The following is an 18,099-nucleotide window of genomic DNA, read 5'->3' as shown; positions in this document are numbered from 1 at the left end:
AAAAAAGCGGATTTGTCTTTAACAGCAAGTGATAATCTAGCTTTTTATATGCTCAGATGCTATAACAGAGATTAGTCAACTAGTTTTTAGACATACACGAATAAACTAAACAGCGCACTTAAGTCCCTGCAAACGAGTCTTTATAAACGGGTGCTTGGATATCATTTAATTATTATTGATGAAAAAAATACTAGTGACAGGATCCAATGGATTCCTCGGCCAAAAAGTCGTTGATTTACTTGCTAAAAATGACCACTATGATGTTGTTGCCATTTCAAAGGGTCCAAATCGCAACCCAAATCAAGTGAATTATACTTTCTTTCAAGTAGATCTATCGGATCGGGAAAAACTGACAGACTTTTTAGCTGCACAAACTTTTGATGCAATTGTACATACAGCAGCCATGACAAGTGTGGAAGCTTGTGAAGCAGATCAAGCCGCATGTCAATCGCTTAACGTCGATCTTGTGGCCTATCTTGCCTCCTATTGTACTACACATCAGACTCAACTGGTCCACTTATCTACGGACTTTGTATTTGATGGCAAAAAAAATACGCCTTATGATGAAACAGATCTCCCCAATCCACAAAGTGAATATGGGAAAAGTAAATATGCTTCCGAACAAGTGCTTGCACAATCGGGCTGTCATTATGCTATCCTTCGCACAATATTAGTCTATGGGATCAATGCTGACCCCAATCGTTCGAATCTCGTATTATGGGCCAAAAGTAAGTTGTCACAAAATGAACCTATAAAAGTAGTCAATGACCAATGGAGAATGCCTACCTTTGTTGATGATTTAGCTTATGCTTGCCAACTCGCTATTGACCGAGAAGCACAGGGAATATTTCATATTTCAGGAGCAGAGCTCATGTCGATCAATGAGGCTGTCTACAAAATTGCAGACTTCTGGCAACTAGACAAAGGATTGATTTCGGAGATCAGCGCTGCCAGCATTGGACAGGCAGAAAACAGGCCACGGCAGACAGGCTTTGATCTGACTAGATCTAACGCTGAATTGGGTTATGTGCCGACGTCATTTACGGATGCTTTGGCAATCATAGATCATCAATTCAAAACGTTTGGACGATAATGACAAATAATGATATGATAGAGAAATTTGCGCGAGAGTCATACACAGAGATGAACGAATTGGTATTACCCAACGATACCAATACATTTGGAAATTTGATGGGTGGCCGTTTATTGTATTGGATGGATATCTGTTCGGCTATTGCTGCTCAAAAACACTGTAGCAATGTCGTCGTCACAGTATCTGTTGATAATGTATCTTTTAAGCGCTCCATTAAACTGGGTGAGGTCGTCACGATACAAGCTCAAGTAACACGTGCGTTTAATAGTTCTTTGGAAGTACGCATGGAAATTTTCGCATCTAATTTACCGGAAGGCACCCGTGTAAAAACCAACGAAGCGTATTATACCTTTGTTGCTGTTGATGCGGATAACAACCCCAAAGCTGTGCCGGTATTAATTCCTGAAACAGACATAGAACACAAAGCTTACGAAGATGCATTACAACGAAGAGAGCTGCGCCTTATTCTCGCGGGGAAATTAAAACCTGAAAATGCAAAAAAATTAAAAGCGCTGGTCAGTCTTTTTAGCCAAAAGAATTAATACCTAATTTTTATGGCTTACATACCGTGCAAATAATAAAAAAGGGAAAACAGCTTGTTTTCCCTTTTTTATTATATCCCCATACACTGGGTTTATTTATTTGCGGTAGTTTACTCGTTACCGAGCGCTAAAATCCGATCAAACTCCTCCGGCTTCAACGGCATCACAGACAGACGCCCCTGTCTGACCAAAGCGATATCCTGCAACTGCGCATCAGCCTTAATGGTTTCCAACGTAACGGATTTCTTCAGCGTCTCTACAGGTGCCAGATCCACAACGACCCAACGCTCGTCATCTGTTGTCGGATCCTGATAAAATTCCCTGACGACTTTGGCCACGCCGACAACTTCTTTTCCTTCATTGCTATGGTAGAACAGGACCAAATCACCTTCTTTCATGGCTTTGATATTATTCCTAGCTTGGTAATTACGAACACCATCCCAAAATGTACGGCCATCTTTATTAAATTGTTCCCAGCTATATTTAAATGGTTCAGATTTTACTAAGAAGTATTGCATGGTCAAATTTCTGTTAAGCGTTTAAAACTATTGTTGTGGCATTAAAACTTCCATTTTATCTGCAAAATGCGCACAGTAATCACGCAAGTCGCCAATAACCTTTTCTGCCATTGGATCACCGCCTGAAGAACGGATAAAGGAGTCGCCCAATGTTTGAAGTGTTTCATAGAAAAAACGTTTCATCTCATCGTAAGGCATATCTTTAGTCCAAAGATCGATACGCATTGAATTTTTATAATGTGAATCCCATAGGGCTAAAAACATGGCTTTTGCAGGTAATTCCTCTGCATTATTTCCATCTGTAGACGACCACATGATATTTTCAGGCACGTTGTTTTCATCTAACGCTACCTGTAATTTTATTTCAGCTTTTTTCATTTTAATATTATTGAGCTATTTATATTGAGCTATGTTTTTGAAATAGAGACTATATTTGTCATCGATTCACAATCTTACTCGTCTTTATTTTTAATTTTTTCTCTTACCCAAAGGTTACTTTGACAATTAAACTGGTGACACAAACGACTACCAAAAATGCCAATTGTAATAACCACATTTTTTTATTTGGCTTTACAAAGACCCTAAATACAATATCAATGACGCTCAATATCAACAACAATAGGATAAATGCGCCCCAAGTAAATAAGGCCTTTTCATCATTGGGGTTTTCCATAACAAACCAGGCAACAAGGCATGCACTGGCGATATTTAGTGGTGTAAAGCGCACAATAAATTAACGTTTTTTAAAATTGCGATTTGTTCCCCCCGATTTTCCACCTGCAGACTTACTTTTACTTTTTGCTTTTGGTTTAAATCCAGAAGCTCGTTGTGCCTCGCGCACTTCTTTCTGTTTGATAACGTATTTTTTCTCGTGAAAAGCACCTTGGAAATCAGGATCATCTTTTCGCTTTTGATTATCAATCTCGCGAGCAATATCCTGTTTTTCATGAAAGGGTGTTTTCTCGATAAAGACATCCTCTGGGAGTGCGTGCACGGGGATACTTTGTTTGATCAATTTTTCGATTTTGCGAACATAATATTTCTCGGCTTCATTACAGAACGTGATGGCGTCCCCTTCATTGAACGCACGCCCTGTACGTCCAATACGATGTACGTAATCTTCAATAACAATAGGTACTTCAAAGTTGATCACATGGCTTACATTAGAAACATCAAGTCCTCGCGCCGCCACATCCGTTGCGACCAAAATCCGGATATTTCCTTCCTTAAATGCATTAATAGAGTTGATGCGTGTGTTCTGGCCTTTATTGGCATGAATAACACGAACCTCATCTTTACCATATTTACGTTCCAAAAAGTGGAAAACATTATCTGCTACCTGCTTTGTTTTACAGAAAACAATCAATCGGCTAAACGCTTCATCATCTTTTAGGAGATGTTGAAGTAAATTCAATTTTGTCTTTTGGTTGGGAACGATATAGAGCGCCTGGCTTACCGTCTTCGCTGGTGTAGCTTGTTCGGACACTTCAATAACCGTCGGAAATGCTAAGAAATCGCCTGCAATTTTGCGGACAAGCTCACTCATTGTTGCTGAGAACAGTAAGTTCTGCCGTTTGCGTGGGACAATTTCAAGCACGCGATGGATCTTACTGATAAAACCCATATCCATCATCTTATCGGCCTCATCTAAGACCAAAAATTTAAGTGACTTAACGCCAATATGCCCTTCCAGGTACAAGTCCAAAAATCGACCTGGCGTTGCAACGATAATATCCACTCCTTTTTCGAGTGCTTCTATTTGAGTTTTTGGCCCTAATCCACCATAAAGTACCACTGAACGCAAATCAAGATAAGTAGAAAACAGTTTAATATTTTCTTCGATTTGCATGGCCAATTCCCTCGTTGGTGTCAAAATCAACGCACGCGCATCATTTCCCTGAGCATACTTTAGCTTCATCAGCATGGGTAAAACGAATGCCGCCGTTTTCCCAGTTCCAGTCTGAGCGATGCCCATCACATCCTGCCCGGCCAATATTGGCGTAATTGCCTTTTCCTGGATCTCTGTCGGTTGTTGATACCCCGCCTCCGCTATCGCATTTAAGATCTGTTTATTGAATTTAAAATTTTCAAATGATTGCTGCATCTTGCAAAGATAAGGAAAAGAGTCCATTTGACTTTCCTTGACAACCAATACGGTACACATTTACTTTCAATTGACATAAAAATTGGTAAAAAGCATATTATAAAGTCTAATATTTTGGTTTTTAAGAGAATTAAAGCATTTTTGTACTGTATAAACAAACTTTTTATCAGGTTGATATGAAAAAATTATGGATGTGTTTGTTGTTCATCACAACAAGCTTTGCTGCATTTGCCGATGAGGGAATGTGGTTTTTAATGTATCTAAAGCGTCTGAATGAGTCAGATATGCAGAAAAAAGGACTTCGCTTAAGTGCCGAAGAAATCTACAGCATTAACCACTCGAGCTTAAAGGATGCAATCGTACAATTCAATGGTGGCTGTACCGCTGAGATCGTTTCTGATCAAGGATTGGTATTCACCAACCATCACTGTGGATATGGTGCTATTGCAGAACTTTCTACACCAGAAAATGATCATTTAACAAATGGTTTCTGGGCCAAATCCAAAAATGAAGAATTAAAGCCTAAATCGCTATCGGTTCGCTTTTTTGTGCGTATGGATGATGTTTCAAAACGAATCTTAGGTTTGGTCAACAACAAAATGTCTGAAGATGAACGTAAAAAGATCATTGCTGCTGAGACTGCTAAAATCCAAAAGGAAAATAGCGAAAATGGCAAGTATGTGGTTGAAGTAAAATCGTTCTACCAAGGTAATGAGTACTATTATTTTGTATACCAAGATTACAATGACGTTCGGTTGGTGGGCACGCCTCCAAATAGCATCGGTAAATTTGGTGGTGATACTGATAACTGGGAATGGCCCCGTCATACCGGAGATTTCTCGATTTTCCGCGTATATGCTGATAAAAATGGGAATCCTGCAGAGTATGCACAAGATAATGTTCCTTTGAAACCAAAACATTTCCTACCTGTCAGCTTAAAAGGTGTTCAAGAAGGAGATTTTGCAATGATCTTAGGATATCCAGGTCGTACCAATCGTTGGATGCCTTCTGGTGGCATCAACCAAAATGTTAAATTCGCTTATCCAGCTTGGGTAGAAGCTTCTAAAACAGGTATGGATGCCATGAAAAAATTCATGGACCAAGACCAGGCAGTCAAATTGAACTACGCTTCGAAATACTCTCAAGTAGCGAATTACTGGAAAAACCGTCAAGGAATGATTGACGCTTTGACATTACATAAAACGGCGGAAGCGAAAGCAAAAGACGAAGCTAAATTTGACAAATGGGCAAATAAAGCTGCTAACAAAGCAGAGTACGGTGATGTAATCAAAACAATCAACGAATTTTATGCTTCGACAAACGAGAAAGCTAGACATGACAATTATTTAATGGGCATGCTGCGTTCTAGCGCAATGGCAGCTTTACCGTATACAATCGGATCCGGTTTAGAAGTTTATGCTGCTGGAGATGAAGCAAGAAGAAATGCAATTCTTCCCCGTTTAAAATCGGCCATCGACGCAGGTTATGAAAAAATGTACATGCCGCTTGAAGAGCAGGTATTGATTGACGAATTGAATCTTTACGCTAAAAAAGCAGGAAATATTGCACCATATATTGCAGAATTGGCGGCTAAAAATAATGGTGACTTTACGGCGTATGTCAAAGAATCTGTGAAGAACAGCATCTTCGCTTCAGCAGAACGTTTGAACAATTATCTAGCTACCCCTAACGCTGAAATCTTGGCCAATGATCCATTGTATAAACTTTCTTCGGCCCTACTTAACAGATACCGTCAAGTAGATCCTAGCTGGAAAGCACAAGACGACAAATTTGAAGGTGCTTATCGCAAATATGTTGCTGGTGTATTGGCTTCTAATCCAAAAGGTAAATTCTATCCGGATGCAAACAGTACTTTACGTTTAACTTACGGCTCGATCAAAGGCTTACCACAAGACCCGCGTAACGATGCTGACAAGAACTTTTACACGACGTTAAAAGGTACTATTGCAAAATACAAAAAGGGCGACGAGGAGTTTGATTTGCCACAGCGTTTGATGGATCTGTACAATAATAAGGACTATGGTCGCTATGCGGACAAAAAAGGACATTTACCAGTAAACTTCCTAAGTGACAATGACATAACAGGTGGAAACTCAGGTTCACCAGTGATAAATGGCAACGGGGAATTAATTGGCCTAGCTTTTGATGGTAACATTGAAGCAATGGCTGGCGATGTGATCTTCGACCATAAGCTACAGCGTACAATTTCAGTTGATATCCGTTATGTATTATTTATCATTGATAAATTTGCAGGAGCAACCAACATTATTGACGAACTTAAGATTGTTGAATAGTTTTTTTTAAGCTTTTTCGATAAAAAAAAACGAAATTTATTTTCTATTTGATTCGTTTTTGTATATTTAAGGAGTGTTTAGGAAAAACCATAAAAACTAAAATTATAATTATAAAAAAATGGAAAACTACGTAAAATTAAAAGAGTTAGTAGCTTCTATCGAAGCTGATGCAGACAAGTTCTTCAACAATGGTAATTCTGCAGCTGGTACACGTGTACGTAAAGGATTACAAGAGATCAAAACCTTAGCACAAGAAATTCGTAACGAAGTTACTGCTAAGAAAAACGACGGAAAATAGTCTTTTCGAAGTTAAACATAAAAAAGGCCTTTCAAATGAAAGGCCTTTTTTCTTGGCTTTTACAGGAACGTACAGGCCATCACCAAATTGTAAATCTTAATACCCAGATAATCACCAAATGAGGCCTTTAGTTTATCATATACCTGCTGCCTGGTCAATGGTTTATCTTTCTTTTTTAACAAAGTGGCCGACGAGGGATTCACAGCTCCTAATTCCACCTTCGTCGCAAACATGTTGTAATGCAGTTCAGGGACAGCCAACCCAAGGATCATTCCCGGTAGCCCATTAAAGGCTGAAGGACCTCCTGAAACAGGGATTTGATCCGTATAAAAAGCCACGGCATAGATGGAATCCAGGACAAGTCCATTAGCCCTGCGGCAGGGATAACCTGCAATTTCACGGTATTCATTCGTAATTTTCCACTTGATCTTTAATGTCGAATCAGTCACGACGACCCGTTCCCCACCTAATTCAAAAACGGAATGAAATACTTTACTTTTTAGATTCTGATAGCCACTTATACCCGACTCAAAAATTCCAGAACGCATCAAGCCACTAACAACCTCCGAATACTCTTCAGCGACATGCTCATAGAGCACCTCCTCGTTGGAAAATGTCAGTTTCTTTTTCAGCACCTGATTTTCGGGGACCTGACCGATCATTTCTTTGATGGAGTTACGCGTATCCTCATCTTTTGCATAAGTGGCATAGCGCTTGAGCAGGTTTTTAAGAAACACGGTCTTATCGTAGGTAACTGTGCCTTGCGTAGGAAAATAAGCATATTGCCCAAATGCTGTCGCTGCCCAGAAAAACGCAAACAATAGGACCAGTAAATTTTTAGTATCTTTCATTTTATTTCGATTTTACGAGCATTTTATTGATTTCCCAAGTGAGCTTAACCATATAATATCTGCTGATCGTGTTGTATCGGCGTTCGGTCAGCAATGTTCCGTTCTGACTTCTGTCAAAACCGACGTTCTGTTTAAAAAGATCATTAATCATAAATGTCAATTCCAGCTTTTCATCTTTTCGGAATTTTTTTGATAAGGCGGGACTCAGCACAAATCGTTCAAATTTTTTACTGTACACCGCCGTAGGAGCCTGATACGTATAGCTGAAATCTGCTCGAACAATAAATTTAGCCGGTAGAAAGTACTTTAGATTTCCTTCAGCGGAAAACGTAAATCCCTTACTATCTTCCATAATGCCAATGGAATTATCTTGAATAAGATATCCTGGCGACAATTCAACACCAAAGTCCAAGCCTTTCGTTGTCGATCGCTGTAGACCATAATTCAACCCATAACGCTGCACTTTAGCATTGGCCAGTACCGTATTGACGTAATTATAATTGTTGCTGAAAGATACGGATGGTCCTCCTCCATGTCTCAATTGAAATTTTTTGGATAACTTGCCATAATACATTGGACTGATGCTAATCTGATTGTTGCTCTTATGATTTAAATTTCCCCACACAAATGTCGTTTTACCGAGTGAATCAATTGTCGTATTTTGCACCAAAGCATTATTTGTACGTGAAGCGCTTAGGAAGATTCCAATAAACTTATCTTCTAATATGGAATAAGATCTAAAATTAAGATTTAGATTATTGGTGTAAGATGGCTTTAGATTCTCGTTCCCCAAGTACTCATTCAGGGGATCCAAATTCGAACGTAATGGTTGGATCTGATTTAGGGACGGTAAACCATTTGTACCCTGATACTTCAAACTGATTGATTTATTTTTTTGAATCTCATAATTGACATCAACCACTGGATTATATACAAAAAATGATCGTGAAATTCTCGTATTTTCCATACGGTTTAATTGCGACAGATCACTGTTTTCGAACTTATTCGAGACGTTGACCACAAGCTTTTCCAGAGGCTTGTAATTAATTGCGAGATTATAGGTGTTTTTCGTCGTTTTGTATAAGAAATCATTACTATACAAACTATCCAGTCTGTCAAAAATACCGGTATGCTGATTTTTGTCGAAAGACTGAACTGCGTTATTATTTCTGTTAAGATTCAATCCATATTCGAAGGAAAGGATCATCTTTTTTGAAATTGGCTCGGAATAAGCAAATTCGCCACCGGTTGAAAAAGAGCTATTTTTCACAAATTTCCTCTGGTTGAGAGTTGAATCCCTTTCAGCATTCCCTTCTTTATAAAATGTAAGTTTAGAAAATAAATCCTGCTCACCGTCCTGTTTATTGCCCGATGTGAAATAGTTAAATGATAAGGAACGGCCTTTCTTTTTAAAACGTCTCACATAGAGCGCCGAAGCATTATACTGTTCCGACTTGGAGTCGTTCTTAAAGTTTCGAATGTTATTGTTGATCTTTTGATCAAATTGATTTACAGTCGTTGACTGGGTCTCCGAAGAACTATTATCATGCCTTTTGTTTGCACCTGCCCAAACCGTTAAATCCGACATCGAATCGACCTTAAACTCGTATTTCAAACCGATATTATGCCTTCTGTTTTCGTTTGATGCCAATGTGTTGCTATTGCTTGTTAATATCGTATCGCGTGCCGCATTGCGCGTGAACACGCTGCGATCTAGATCAACATCAGATCGGATATGCTTATAGTCGATCCGCCAAGCATGTTTTTTGTTAGCGGTTTTATCCGAATATAAAAATCCTGTATTCAAGGATTTGGGAATACCTTCGCCATTAAAATTATCACCGCCATCGTAATCTCCCCCCATACTATTCACTTCATCATAGCTGAGACCGGTCTTCCCGGTATTGCTTGCAATCAAATAAGCTGAAGCTTTAAACGACTGATTAAAATAGTTCAAAAACCCCTGTCCAGCATAGAACTTATCATTCCCACCACCGACATCTACTTTTCCAAATATTCCGCGTCTAGCTTCCTCTTTTAGCTTCACGTTGATTGTCTGTGTACGTTCACCATCATCAATACCTGTTTTTTCAGCCTTATCAGACTTCTTTTCATAGACCTGAATTTTGTCGACCATATCAGAGCGAATATTCCGGCTTACCAAAATTGGATCATCACCGAAGAACTCCTCCCCGTCAACCAGCATTTTCTTCACTGTTTTTCCTTGTGCAGTAATTTTACCAGAGGCGTCGACTGTTATCCCAGGGAGAACTTTTAACAAATCCTCCACTTTAGCATTTTTTTCCACTTTAAAACTGCCAGCATCGTATTCCGTAGTATCCCCCTTGATACTAATAGGTATCCGCCCCATTACAATGACTTCCTCCAGCAAGGTTGCACTGCTCGTCATTCCAATGGACATGTTATTGTAATGCTGCCCTGGCAAGATCTCTGCGTAATATTCTCCATACTTCGGATAGGTGACAATGATAAAATATTGACCCGTATCTGGGCGCTCAAGAGAGAACCTACCTTGTTCATCCGAACGGGCAAAATTGGTCAAAATGGAATCTTTGGCCGTTAACAACATAATTGTTGCGTTATGTAGCTTAAGCTGATCTTTTACATCACTGATTTTTCCTTCAATTCGGGATTGCGCATGAACTATTCCGCAGAAACAGAATAAAATAACTAAAAGTAGGTGCCCCACTCTTTTCATAATATGGTTTGGATAGTATATAATTATATAAATAATAAGATTCGTGCACAAAACTAATATTTTGTTTCAGTTAATTTTAGTTTATCTCAAAAAAAATACAAGCAATAAAAAGGCTTAAAAAAAACAAAACAAACAACTGATTAACAACAAAATACAAGAAAACATTCACAAAAAAAGCTCTTCAAAAGAAGAGCTTTTTTATCTAAACAGTTAGAAATATACAACATATTGTATGAACAGCATGCTGTGATCTTTATAAATTGCCAAGTTCCATAATAAATTGAACTGTCTCTTTATTCATGTGCTGAGACAGTACACTTGTAATCTGATCGGTCATGGCCTTTCTAGTCATTCGTTTCACCTTAGTATTCTCGAATTTCTTTTTATCCATCACCACAGTGTTGCTAAGTTCGACTTTTGTTGCAAAATAGGAAACGTGCTGGCTGGGTACCACCAGGCCTAAAATCATTCCCGGAAGACCATTGATGGATTCGGGACCTCCACTGATAGGAATCTCATTGCAGTAGTAACCAATGACATAAATGGAGTCTGGCGTAATCCCATTGGCTCTTCTACAATTGTAGCCTGCGATCTCGCGATACTCATCGGTAATTTTCCATTTGATGCGCTTCATAGAGTCCTGAACGATGATCTTTTCACCAACAATATCATTGTATCTCAAAAAAGACCGGTTAGACATATTTGAAAGTGTGGATGCATCAAAGTCCAGCGCAAGCATCATAATATACTGCTTAATCTCTGCATCCAGGCTCTCATCTTTTACCGATTCGAACAATGTCTCCGTGGCATTGAATTTCATTGACTTCTTTAGCACGGCATTTTCCGGTAATCTCGGTATTATACGCTCAAAAAACTGTTTTGAATTATCATCAGCCTTAGCGATAAATTTTTTGCTTACGATATTCTTCATATACATCGTCTTATCGTAAGAAATAGTTCCCGATCGGCCAAACAACGTATACTGTGCTTTAAGACCAAAGGCTGAACAACAGAAGAAGAGAAAAAAGATATATTTTAACATTGTATTTCGCTTAATATTTTATAAAAACATTTTTGTAAAATCCCATGATAGTTTAAGCATATAATATCTGCGTATCGTATCATATCGACGTTGCGTAAAGACAGAAGTCGATGCCGAACGACTAAAGCCCTTGTTTTGGTTAAGAACATCATTGATCATAAAATCCAACACCAACGATTCATTTTTCAAGAATTTCTTACTAATACCCGGGTGTAATAAAAACTGCTCAAACTTCTCGTCAAAAGCTTTGGTCGCTGCCTCGTAAGAGTAGGTATAATTGGTGTACACCTTAAATGTTTTGTTGAAAAAATACTCCACACTTCCGTTGGAAGCGAATACGAAACCATTGCTGTTGGTATTGCGTTCCAAACTTGATTTCATCAAACGATATTGTGGACTAAAGTTCAAGTCAAAATTTAAACCTGTCTTGGTATCTCTCTTGAAATTATATGTAAAATTAAAATTCGTTGTATTTACTTTATTCAATTGGTGATTGAACATATTATAATTGTCACTCATATTCACATAAAACTGTGGCGAGTTGGACAAGCCAAGTTTTTTACTCAACTTGAAATAAACTCCAGACCATACGTTTAAAGACGTATTTGTCTTACCATCCACATTATTCCACGTATACGTATTGATTCCTTTTAGTGTATCGATATTCTGCGTAATCGGGTTCTTTTCCGTAGAAATATTACCGCCAACATAGACATAATTTCCGGTCAACACACGGAATGAGTTATAATTCAGATTTAATGAGTTTCTAAACGATGGTTTTAAATTTTCATTTCCCAAATAACGATTAATCTGGTCTGAATTATCCAAGATTGGCTGGATCTGGCTCAATGAAGGCAATTGATTTTTACCGGTATAGTTCATCCATAACCCCTTAGTTTTCGTAAAGGAATAACCAGCACTCACATTTGGATTATAGGTAAAATAACTTCTTGTAATCCCCTCACTTGTATAGTTATTGAACTGTTTCAATTTGTCATTATTGAAATTATTGGCTACTGTGAACTTCAATTTTTCAGTTGTATGAACTATAGCCAATTTGTATCTACTGCTGCTTCTATCAAAATCATAGTTATTACTAAAACCACGGTCCAATTGCGTATAATTCCCCTCTCCATCCCTATTGAAAGACTCCACGATGGAACTGCTATTACTTTGCTCAATTCCTGTTCCCACAACAACATTCCAAATTTTGGATAAGGGCTCGGTATAGGAGATTGAAGCACTTAGCACATCACTTGTATTGTTACGTACCTTACTTTGATCCGTGGTTGAATCTGTTTTTAAGCTATAATTTCTCAGGTCAGAATTTAAATGTCCAGTACCCTTCATCTCATTTCTTTTCCATTGACCATCAAATGTAAAAGAACGTCCTTTTTTCTTGAATTTATGGGTAAAATAGGTACTAAAGTTGAACTCATTGATGCTATTTTTCACCAATTCCCGTGTATTCTCGGCAATGGTTGTATCTGCGTTTTGGCCAAACTGATAAGCTTCACGCTTGTTATCTGACCAAAGATTCTTTCTTGATGCCCCGCCTCGTATGGTTAAGAGATTTAACGAATCTAATTTCAGATCATATTTCAGATTGGCACGATGCTGGTCATTTTCGGAATCTATATTCTTCACCGATTTGTTATTGATCAAACCAGTAGTAATTGTTTCATCATTTCCATCACTGCTCAGTCTTCCATATTTATAGTTAATGTTGACTGTATGTTTATCTTTATCAAATTTATCCGAGAAATTAACGCCCGAATTTATGGCTTTAGGTACACCAATAACTCCTTGTCCAGAAAAAGGATCCGTAAAATTCGACCAGCTCATCGATCCGTCATCACCATAGGACACACCTGAATCACCACCATACTTTTGCGCATCTTGCCAGTTCATGCTGGTGGTACCATTATTACCGAAAAGCCCATAAACTGATATTTTCTGTGATCCCTTAAACTTGTTCAACATCAATTGCCCCATATAATAGTCGTCGGTTCCACCGCCAAGAAGCGCTTTTCCGAACATGCCGTTTTTAGAGCCCTCCTTCAGCTTGACATTGATGGTTTGCTCACGCTGGCCGTCATCCACACCTGTACGTTCTGCCTGTTCGGATTTTTTCTCGTAAACCTGAACTTTATCCACCATATCCGAACGGATATTGCGTGTCACCAGCGTCGGATCGTCGCCAAAAAATTCCTCGCCGTCTACCAATACTTTTTTGACTGTTTTACCTTGTGCAGTAATCTTTCCAGATGCATCAACCGTGATGCCGGGCAAAGCTTTCAACAGGTCTTCAACTTTGGCATTCTTCTCAACTTTAAAACTGCCGGCGTCATATTCTGTCGTATCACCTTTAATGGTGATCGGAATACGGCCCGTAACAATGACTTCTTGTAATAATGTAGCTGTATTTGTGAGGCCAATAGCCAATTTAGAATAATCCACACCAGGCTGAATCTCCGTATAAAAGTCGCCATACTTGGGATAACTCACAATCAGCACATAGGCTCCGGTATCGGGCTTGACTAAAGAAAACAGACCATTTTCATCAGATCTCGTAAAGCCTGTTAATATAGAATCTTTAGCAGTCAACAGCATGACTGTTGCGTCTGATAACTTTAGTTGGTCCTTTACATCACTTATTTTTCCAGCAATCTTGGATTGACCTGAAGCCAGACCAGGAATAGCAAAAATGAAAAATAAGAGCATTTGTAAAACTCTTTTCATAAAATTGTTGGATAGTAAATTAATATCAATATAACATTAGTAGGTAAAACCAATGTTTTGTTACAGTAAATTTAATTTTATTTCTAAAAAAACTAATTTTGTCCCAGAGCTCCGCTATTTGCACGAAATAGGAAGCCCATTTTACAAAAACTCAGCCCCTATACATTTATTCATAAAAAAGACTTTTGCTACACTTGATAATGATTCTTCTGTTGCATATTGATCAACCGCCACAACTGAAGACAAAAGAAACATATCAACAGGGCAAATGATATTTGACAAGCTATTGCACTATAATTTTTAAGATCCGGGGTTATGTCTGCAACTTCAATTTTGGCCATCAGATAATTATTTAACAGAATTCCACAAACAGTCCCAAGGAGAAAAAATGTAATCGCATACTTTTTATTTGACAGGGCTCTTTCTTTATCTTTCTCAAGCGCTGCGATGCTGCCCATGACCCGTTGTTCAAAATCGTCGAATGGCATTTCTATTTTGCTCATTTGCATAACCTTTCTGAATTTTTCCTGCTGCTTATCCATAATACTCTGCTTTTTTAATTAACTGACTCAAGATGATCTGCATATTTTTGCGGGCCCGGTGCAAGATCACTTTTGTATTTGCCAATGTCCAACCCATAATTTCCTGAATTTCATCCATCGACTGTTCTTCTAAATAGAATAAACGTAACGCTACAGACTCCCGGGCGGGCAGAATAGTGAGTGCGTCGTTGATCATTTCTTTTCTTTCATGCGCGATTATTTCATCCAATACCGAATCCTCATGCGACGTGTCGTGATGGGATAGATCAAAATTGACCAGGTCCAGTTTCTTATGCCGAACGGTATTAAAAGCCACATGTACCACAATCCGATAAAACCAGGTACTAAATTTAGATTTCCCTTTAAAGGAAGACAGCGATTGATAGCACTTTATAAATGCATCCTGAACGGCATCTTCTGCCAAATGCTCTTCCTTTACAATAGAAAGAGCGACAGAAAATGCCATATCCTTATACGTTTTTATAAAATAACGATAAGATTCCACATCGCCTGACAGAACTTTTCGAATATAGATTTCATCCATTGGCGGGTTAAATATCGCGTTTTTTATCCAATCGGTTAGCAATTATCATCGCAACACCTGCAGAAATAATCAAAATTGCTACGGCGAGTGAATCGGGTAAATCAGTCTTGATGTAATTGTCCAATATACCGACAATGAAGAGGCCCACTCCGATACCAAGCACCAAAATCCCGGGCTTTTGCCAATCCAAAGACTCCTTTTTCCTACTTTCGCTAGGTAGGTGTACTGTGGCACTTCGATAACGCATAATAAAATAAACACACAGGGTAATACACGTAAATAATCCGACGCCCAAAATGGCTGCTACTGATTGCTTTTCCATAATTATTTGAATTAGTTTTTACATTAGTCACCACCATTCCCGAAAAGGTTACAACAAATTGAGTTAAATGTGTCGATTTGTGTAAATTTGTTTCAAACACAAACAATATGCAAAACATTAAAGAATATGTAGAAGCAAACAAGCAACGTTTTTTAGATGAGTTGTTTGATTTATTGCGTTTACCATCAGTTAGTGCCGATCCTAAATTTAAAGGAGATGTCGAAAAAACTGCTGAATTTGTTGCTCAGAAATTACGTGAAGCCGGAGCCGACAATGTAGAAGTTTGTCCTACTGCTGGTAATCCAATCGTTTATGGAGAAAAAATTATTGATCCGGCACTACCTACTGTATTGACTTATGGTCATTACGACGTACAACCTGCCGACCCATATGAGTTGTGGGATACCCCTCCTTTCGAACCAACCGTCCGTGATGGCAAAATATACGCACGCGGTTCTGCCGATGATAAAGGTCAGTTTTATATGCATGTAAAGGCCTTCGAATACATGATTAAAAATGACGCCTTGGCATGCAATATCAAATTTATGATCGAAGGTGAAGAGGAAGTTGGTTCGGTCAATTTAGGCACATTTGTAAAAGAAAATACAGAGAGACTGAAAGCTGATGTTATTGTTATTTCTGACACCTCCATGATCAGCATGGAGCAACCTTCTTTAGAAACTGGCTTACGCGGTCTTTCTTATGTTGAAGTAGAGGTTACTGGCCCGAACAGAGATTTACACTCGGGTGTCTATGGTGGAGCAGTAGCCAATCCAGCAACGATATTAGCAAAACTGATTGCATCCTTGCATGATGAAAACAATCATATCGCTATCCCAGGATTTTATGATGATGTTGTCGAATTGACTGCCGAAGAACGCAAAGCATTAAATGAAGCACCTTTTGACATTGAAGAATATAAAACAGACCTAGGTATCCAAAATATTTGGGGAGAAAAAGGCTTCACAACATTAGAACGCACCGGTATTCGTCCAACCTTGGAGGTAAATGGTATCTGGGGTGGTTATATCGGTGAAGGCGCCAAAACAGTACTTCCATCAAAAGCGAATGCGAAAATCTCCATGCGTCTTGTGCCAAACCAAAACTCTCACCGTATTACGGAGCTTTTCAAAAAACATTTTGAATCTATTGCACCAGATTATGTGAAAGTAGAGGTAAAACCTCATCATGGTGGTGAGCCTGTCGTGACACCGACCGACAGCATTGCATACAAAGCAGCAGAAAAAGCGCTACATGAAACATTTGGTGTTCAACCGATCCCAACACGGGGTGGCGGATCTATTCCTATCGTTGCTCTTTTTGAGGAAGTATTGGGTTTAAAAACAGTACTTCTAGGCTTCGGTTTGGATAGTGACAACCTGCACTCGCCAAATGAAAAATATGGTATTGAGAATTACCTAATGGGAATTTCAACAATACCTTTATTTCATAAATATTACGCGGAACTAAGCAAATAATTTAGTTTTTCATTAGATAAAGGGTTATTTTTAAATTTTAGAAATAACCCTTTATCGTTTTATGGATTTTGACTTCCGCTTAATTGTATTTTACACTGCTGCTCAGCACCTTAACTTCACCAAAACGGCCGCTGCCCTTTTTATCTCGCAACCAGCAGTAAGCAAAAACATCCAAGAACTAGAAAAGAAACTTGGCGTACCACTCTTCGAAAGAAAGGGTAACAATCTTAATTTAACCGATTCAGGTCAAATTCTTTATAAATATGCCCAACAGATTATCAATCTATACAATCAGGCGGGCCAAGAAATACAGGAATTGCAAGAAGGACGAAAAGGAAATCTGGTGTTGGGAGCCAGCACAACCATCTCCCAATATGTTTTACCCGCTCTACTTGCTGATTTTCTATCCCAATACCCCAACAACCGTATTCAGTCTTTTCAATCCAATAGCCGCAGTATTGAGGAACAGCTTATTGATAAAACATTGGATTTAGGTATCACGGAGGGGTCTACCGACAACCGGGCCCTGAAATACATTCCTTTTATGAAGGATGAACTGGTTCTTGTCACCAATAGCCAAAACCCACTATTAGATCAATTAAAAAATCCAGTATTATCCGATATCACACGCTTACCTTTGGTACTACGCGAGCAGGGCTCGGGTACACGAACAATTATTGAGAACGCACTAAAAGATAACCGCATCAATCTATCCGAAGTACAGATAGAAATGATCTTACCTTCAACAGAGAGTATCAAAGGCTACCTTGCCCGTCGCAACAGCTTTGCTTTTTTGTCAATTCATACGGTGCAAAAAGAAGTGTTAAATAATCTATTGACCATTGTCGATATTCCACAATTGACAATAGAACGTTACTTCTATTTTACCCATTTATATGGAGGACTTGCCGGTACGCCCAACCAGTTTCTGCAATTCTGTCTACGGCAAAACTTCAAGTTATAACCAAATGTTATGTCTCATAAACAAA

At 38.6% G+C, this 18,099-nt stretch carries 17 protein-coding genes; 6 read left to right on the top strand and 11 right to left on the bottom strand.

The genetic code is table 11. The annotated features are described in order from the left end of the window. The first annotated feature begins 178 nt into the window (after nt 1-178). Both AAH582_RS04020 and AAH582_RS04015 read left to right on the top strand, forming a co-directional pair. Nucleotides 179-1,093, top strand: coding sequence for an SDR family oxidoreductase (locus AAH582_RS04020; RefSeq protein ID WP_343321267.1), 915 nt, complete (start codon nt 179-181; stop codon nt 1,091-1,093). Nucleotides 1,094-1,107: 14 nt separating this feature from the next. Next, nucleotides 1,108-1,635 carry an acyl-CoA thioesterase gene (locus AAH582_RS04015; RefSeq protein WP_046674180.1) on the top strand — a complete coding sequence of 176 codons (528 nt, stop codon included), beginning with the start codon at nt 1,108-1,110 and terminating at the stop codon, nt 1,633-1,635. 110 nt (nt 1,636-1,745) lie between these two features. Here AAH582_RS04015 and AAH582_RS04010 read toward each other — a convergent pair whose 3' ends face one another. From AAH582_RS04010 to AAH582_RS03995, 4 genes are all read right to left on the bottom strand, one after another. Continuing rightward, entirely contained in the window at nt 1,746-2,153 is a 408-nt protein-coding gene (locus AAH582_RS04010) for an EVE domain-containing protein (RefSeq protein ID WP_343321266.1), read from the bottom strand. 27 nt (nt 2,154-2,180) lie between these two features. Beyond that, nucleotides 2,181-2,531, bottom strand: a complete 351-nt coding sequence (gene gldC / locus AAH582_RS04005; protein WP_046674054.1) for a gliding motility protein GldC — start codon at nt 2,529-2,531, stop codon at nt 2,181-2,183. Between the two features lie 103 nt (nt 2,532-2,634). Further along, complete coding sequence (locus tag AAH582_RS04000) at nt 2,635-2,880, bottom strand: hypothetical protein (RefSeq protein WP_343321265.1); 246 nt, start codon at nt 2,878-2,880, stop codon at nt 2,635-2,637. 6 nt (nt 2,881-2,886) lie between these two features. Further along, entirely contained in the window at nt 2,887-4,257 is a 1,371-nt protein-coding gene (locus tag AAH582_RS03995; RefSeq protein ID WP_046674181.1) for a DEAD/DEAH box helicase, read from the bottom strand. Between the two features lie 176 nt (nt 4,258-4,433). Here AAH582_RS03995 and AAH582_RS03990 point away from each other — a divergent pair, with 176 nt between their 5' ends. Both AAH582_RS03990 and AAH582_RS03985 read left to right on the top strand, forming a co-directional pair. Next, nucleotides 4,434-6,572, top strand: coding sequence for a S46 family peptidase (locus AAH582_RS03990; RefSeq protein ID WP_046674056.1), 2,139 nt, complete (start codon nt 4,434-4,436; stop codon nt 6,570-6,572). Nucleotides 6,573-6,690: 118 nt separating this feature from the next. Then, on the top strand, nt 6,691-6,870 hold the full coding sequence (locus AAH582_RS03985; RefSeq protein WP_046674057.1) for a hypothetical protein: 180 nt from the start codon (nt 6,691-6,693) through the stop codon (nt 6,868-6,870). Between the two features lie 59 nt (nt 6,871-6,929). Here the strand turns inward: AAH582_RS03985 and AAH582_RS03980 are convergent, their stop codons facing one another. From AAH582_RS03980 to AAH582_RS03950, 7 genes are all read right to left on the bottom strand, one after another. Next, nucleotides 6,930-7,721, bottom strand: coding sequence for a GLPGLI family protein (locus tag AAH582_RS03980; RefSeq protein WP_053003670.1), 792 nt, complete (start codon nt 7,719-7,721; stop codon nt 6,930-6,932). Nucleotide 7,722: 1 nt separating this feature from the next. After that, nucleotides 7,723-10,440, bottom strand: a complete 2,718-nt coding sequence (locus AAH582_RS03975) for an outer membrane beta-barrel protein (RefSeq protein ID WP_046674058.1) — start codon at nt 10,438-10,440, stop codon at nt 7,723-7,725. A 253-nt stretch (nt 10,441-10,693) separates the two neighbouring features. Then, nucleotides 10,694-11,482, bottom strand: coding sequence for a GLPGLI family protein (locus tag AAH582_RS03970; protein WP_046674059.1), 789 nt, complete (start codon nt 11,480-11,482; stop codon nt 10,694-10,696). An 18-nt stretch (nt 11,483-11,500) separates the two neighbouring features. Then, nucleotides 11,501-14,224 (bottom strand): outer membrane beta-barrel protein, encoded by a 2,724-nt coding sequence (locus AAH582_RS03965; RefSeq protein ID WP_343321264.1) that lies wholly within the window; start codon nt 14,222-14,224, stop codon nt 11,501-11,503. Nucleotides 14,225-14,412: 188 nt separating this feature from the next. Further along, nucleotides 14,413-14,766: a hypothetical protein gene (locus AAH582_RS03960; RefSeq protein WP_046674061.1), complete on the bottom strand. Its 354-nt coding sequence runs from the start codon at nt 14,764-14,766 to the stop codon at nt 14,413-14,415. Continuing rightward, a complete protein-coding gene (locus tag AAH582_RS03955; RefSeq protein ID WP_046674062.1) occupies nt 14,759-15,310 on the bottom strand; it encodes an RNA polymerase sigma factor in 552 nt (183 codons plus the stop codon). Before AAH582_RS03955 ends, AAH582_RS03960 begins: the two co-directional genes overlap by 8 nt. Before the next feature lie 7 nt (nt 15,311-15,317). Beyond that, nucleotides 15,318-15,632 carry a hypothetical protein gene (locus tag AAH582_RS03950; RefSeq protein ID WP_156167638.1) on the bottom strand — a complete coding sequence of 105 codons (315 nt, stop codon included), beginning with the start codon at nt 15,630-15,632 and terminating at the stop codon, nt 15,318-15,320. A gap of 107 nt (nt 15,633-15,739) precedes the next feature. Here AAH582_RS03950 and AAH582_RS03945 point away from each other — a divergent pair, with 107 nt between their 5' ends. Next, the gene (locus AAH582_RS03945) at nt 15,740-17,110 is read left to right on the top strand and encodes a dipeptidase (RefSeq protein WP_046674064.1); all 1,371 of its coding nucleotides are present in this window, start codon (nt 15,740-15,742) and stop codon (nt 17,108-17,110) included. 61 nt (nt 17,111-17,171) lie between these two features. After that, a complete protein-coding gene (locus tag AAH582_RS03940) occupies nt 17,172-18,074 on the top strand; it encodes a LysR family transcriptional regulator (protein WP_070562282.1) in 903 nt (300 codons plus the stop codon). The last annotated feature ends 25 nt before the right edge of the window (nt 18,075-18,099 follow it).

It is taken from the genome of Sphingobacterium multivorum (assembly GCF_039511225.1).
Taxonomy (GTDB): Bacteria; Bacteroidota; Bacteroidia; order Sphingobacteriales; family Sphingobacteriaceae; genus Sphingobacterium.
Note: the sequence above shows the minus strand (reverse complement) of the source record. Positions and strands in the feature narration are given on the sequence as shown.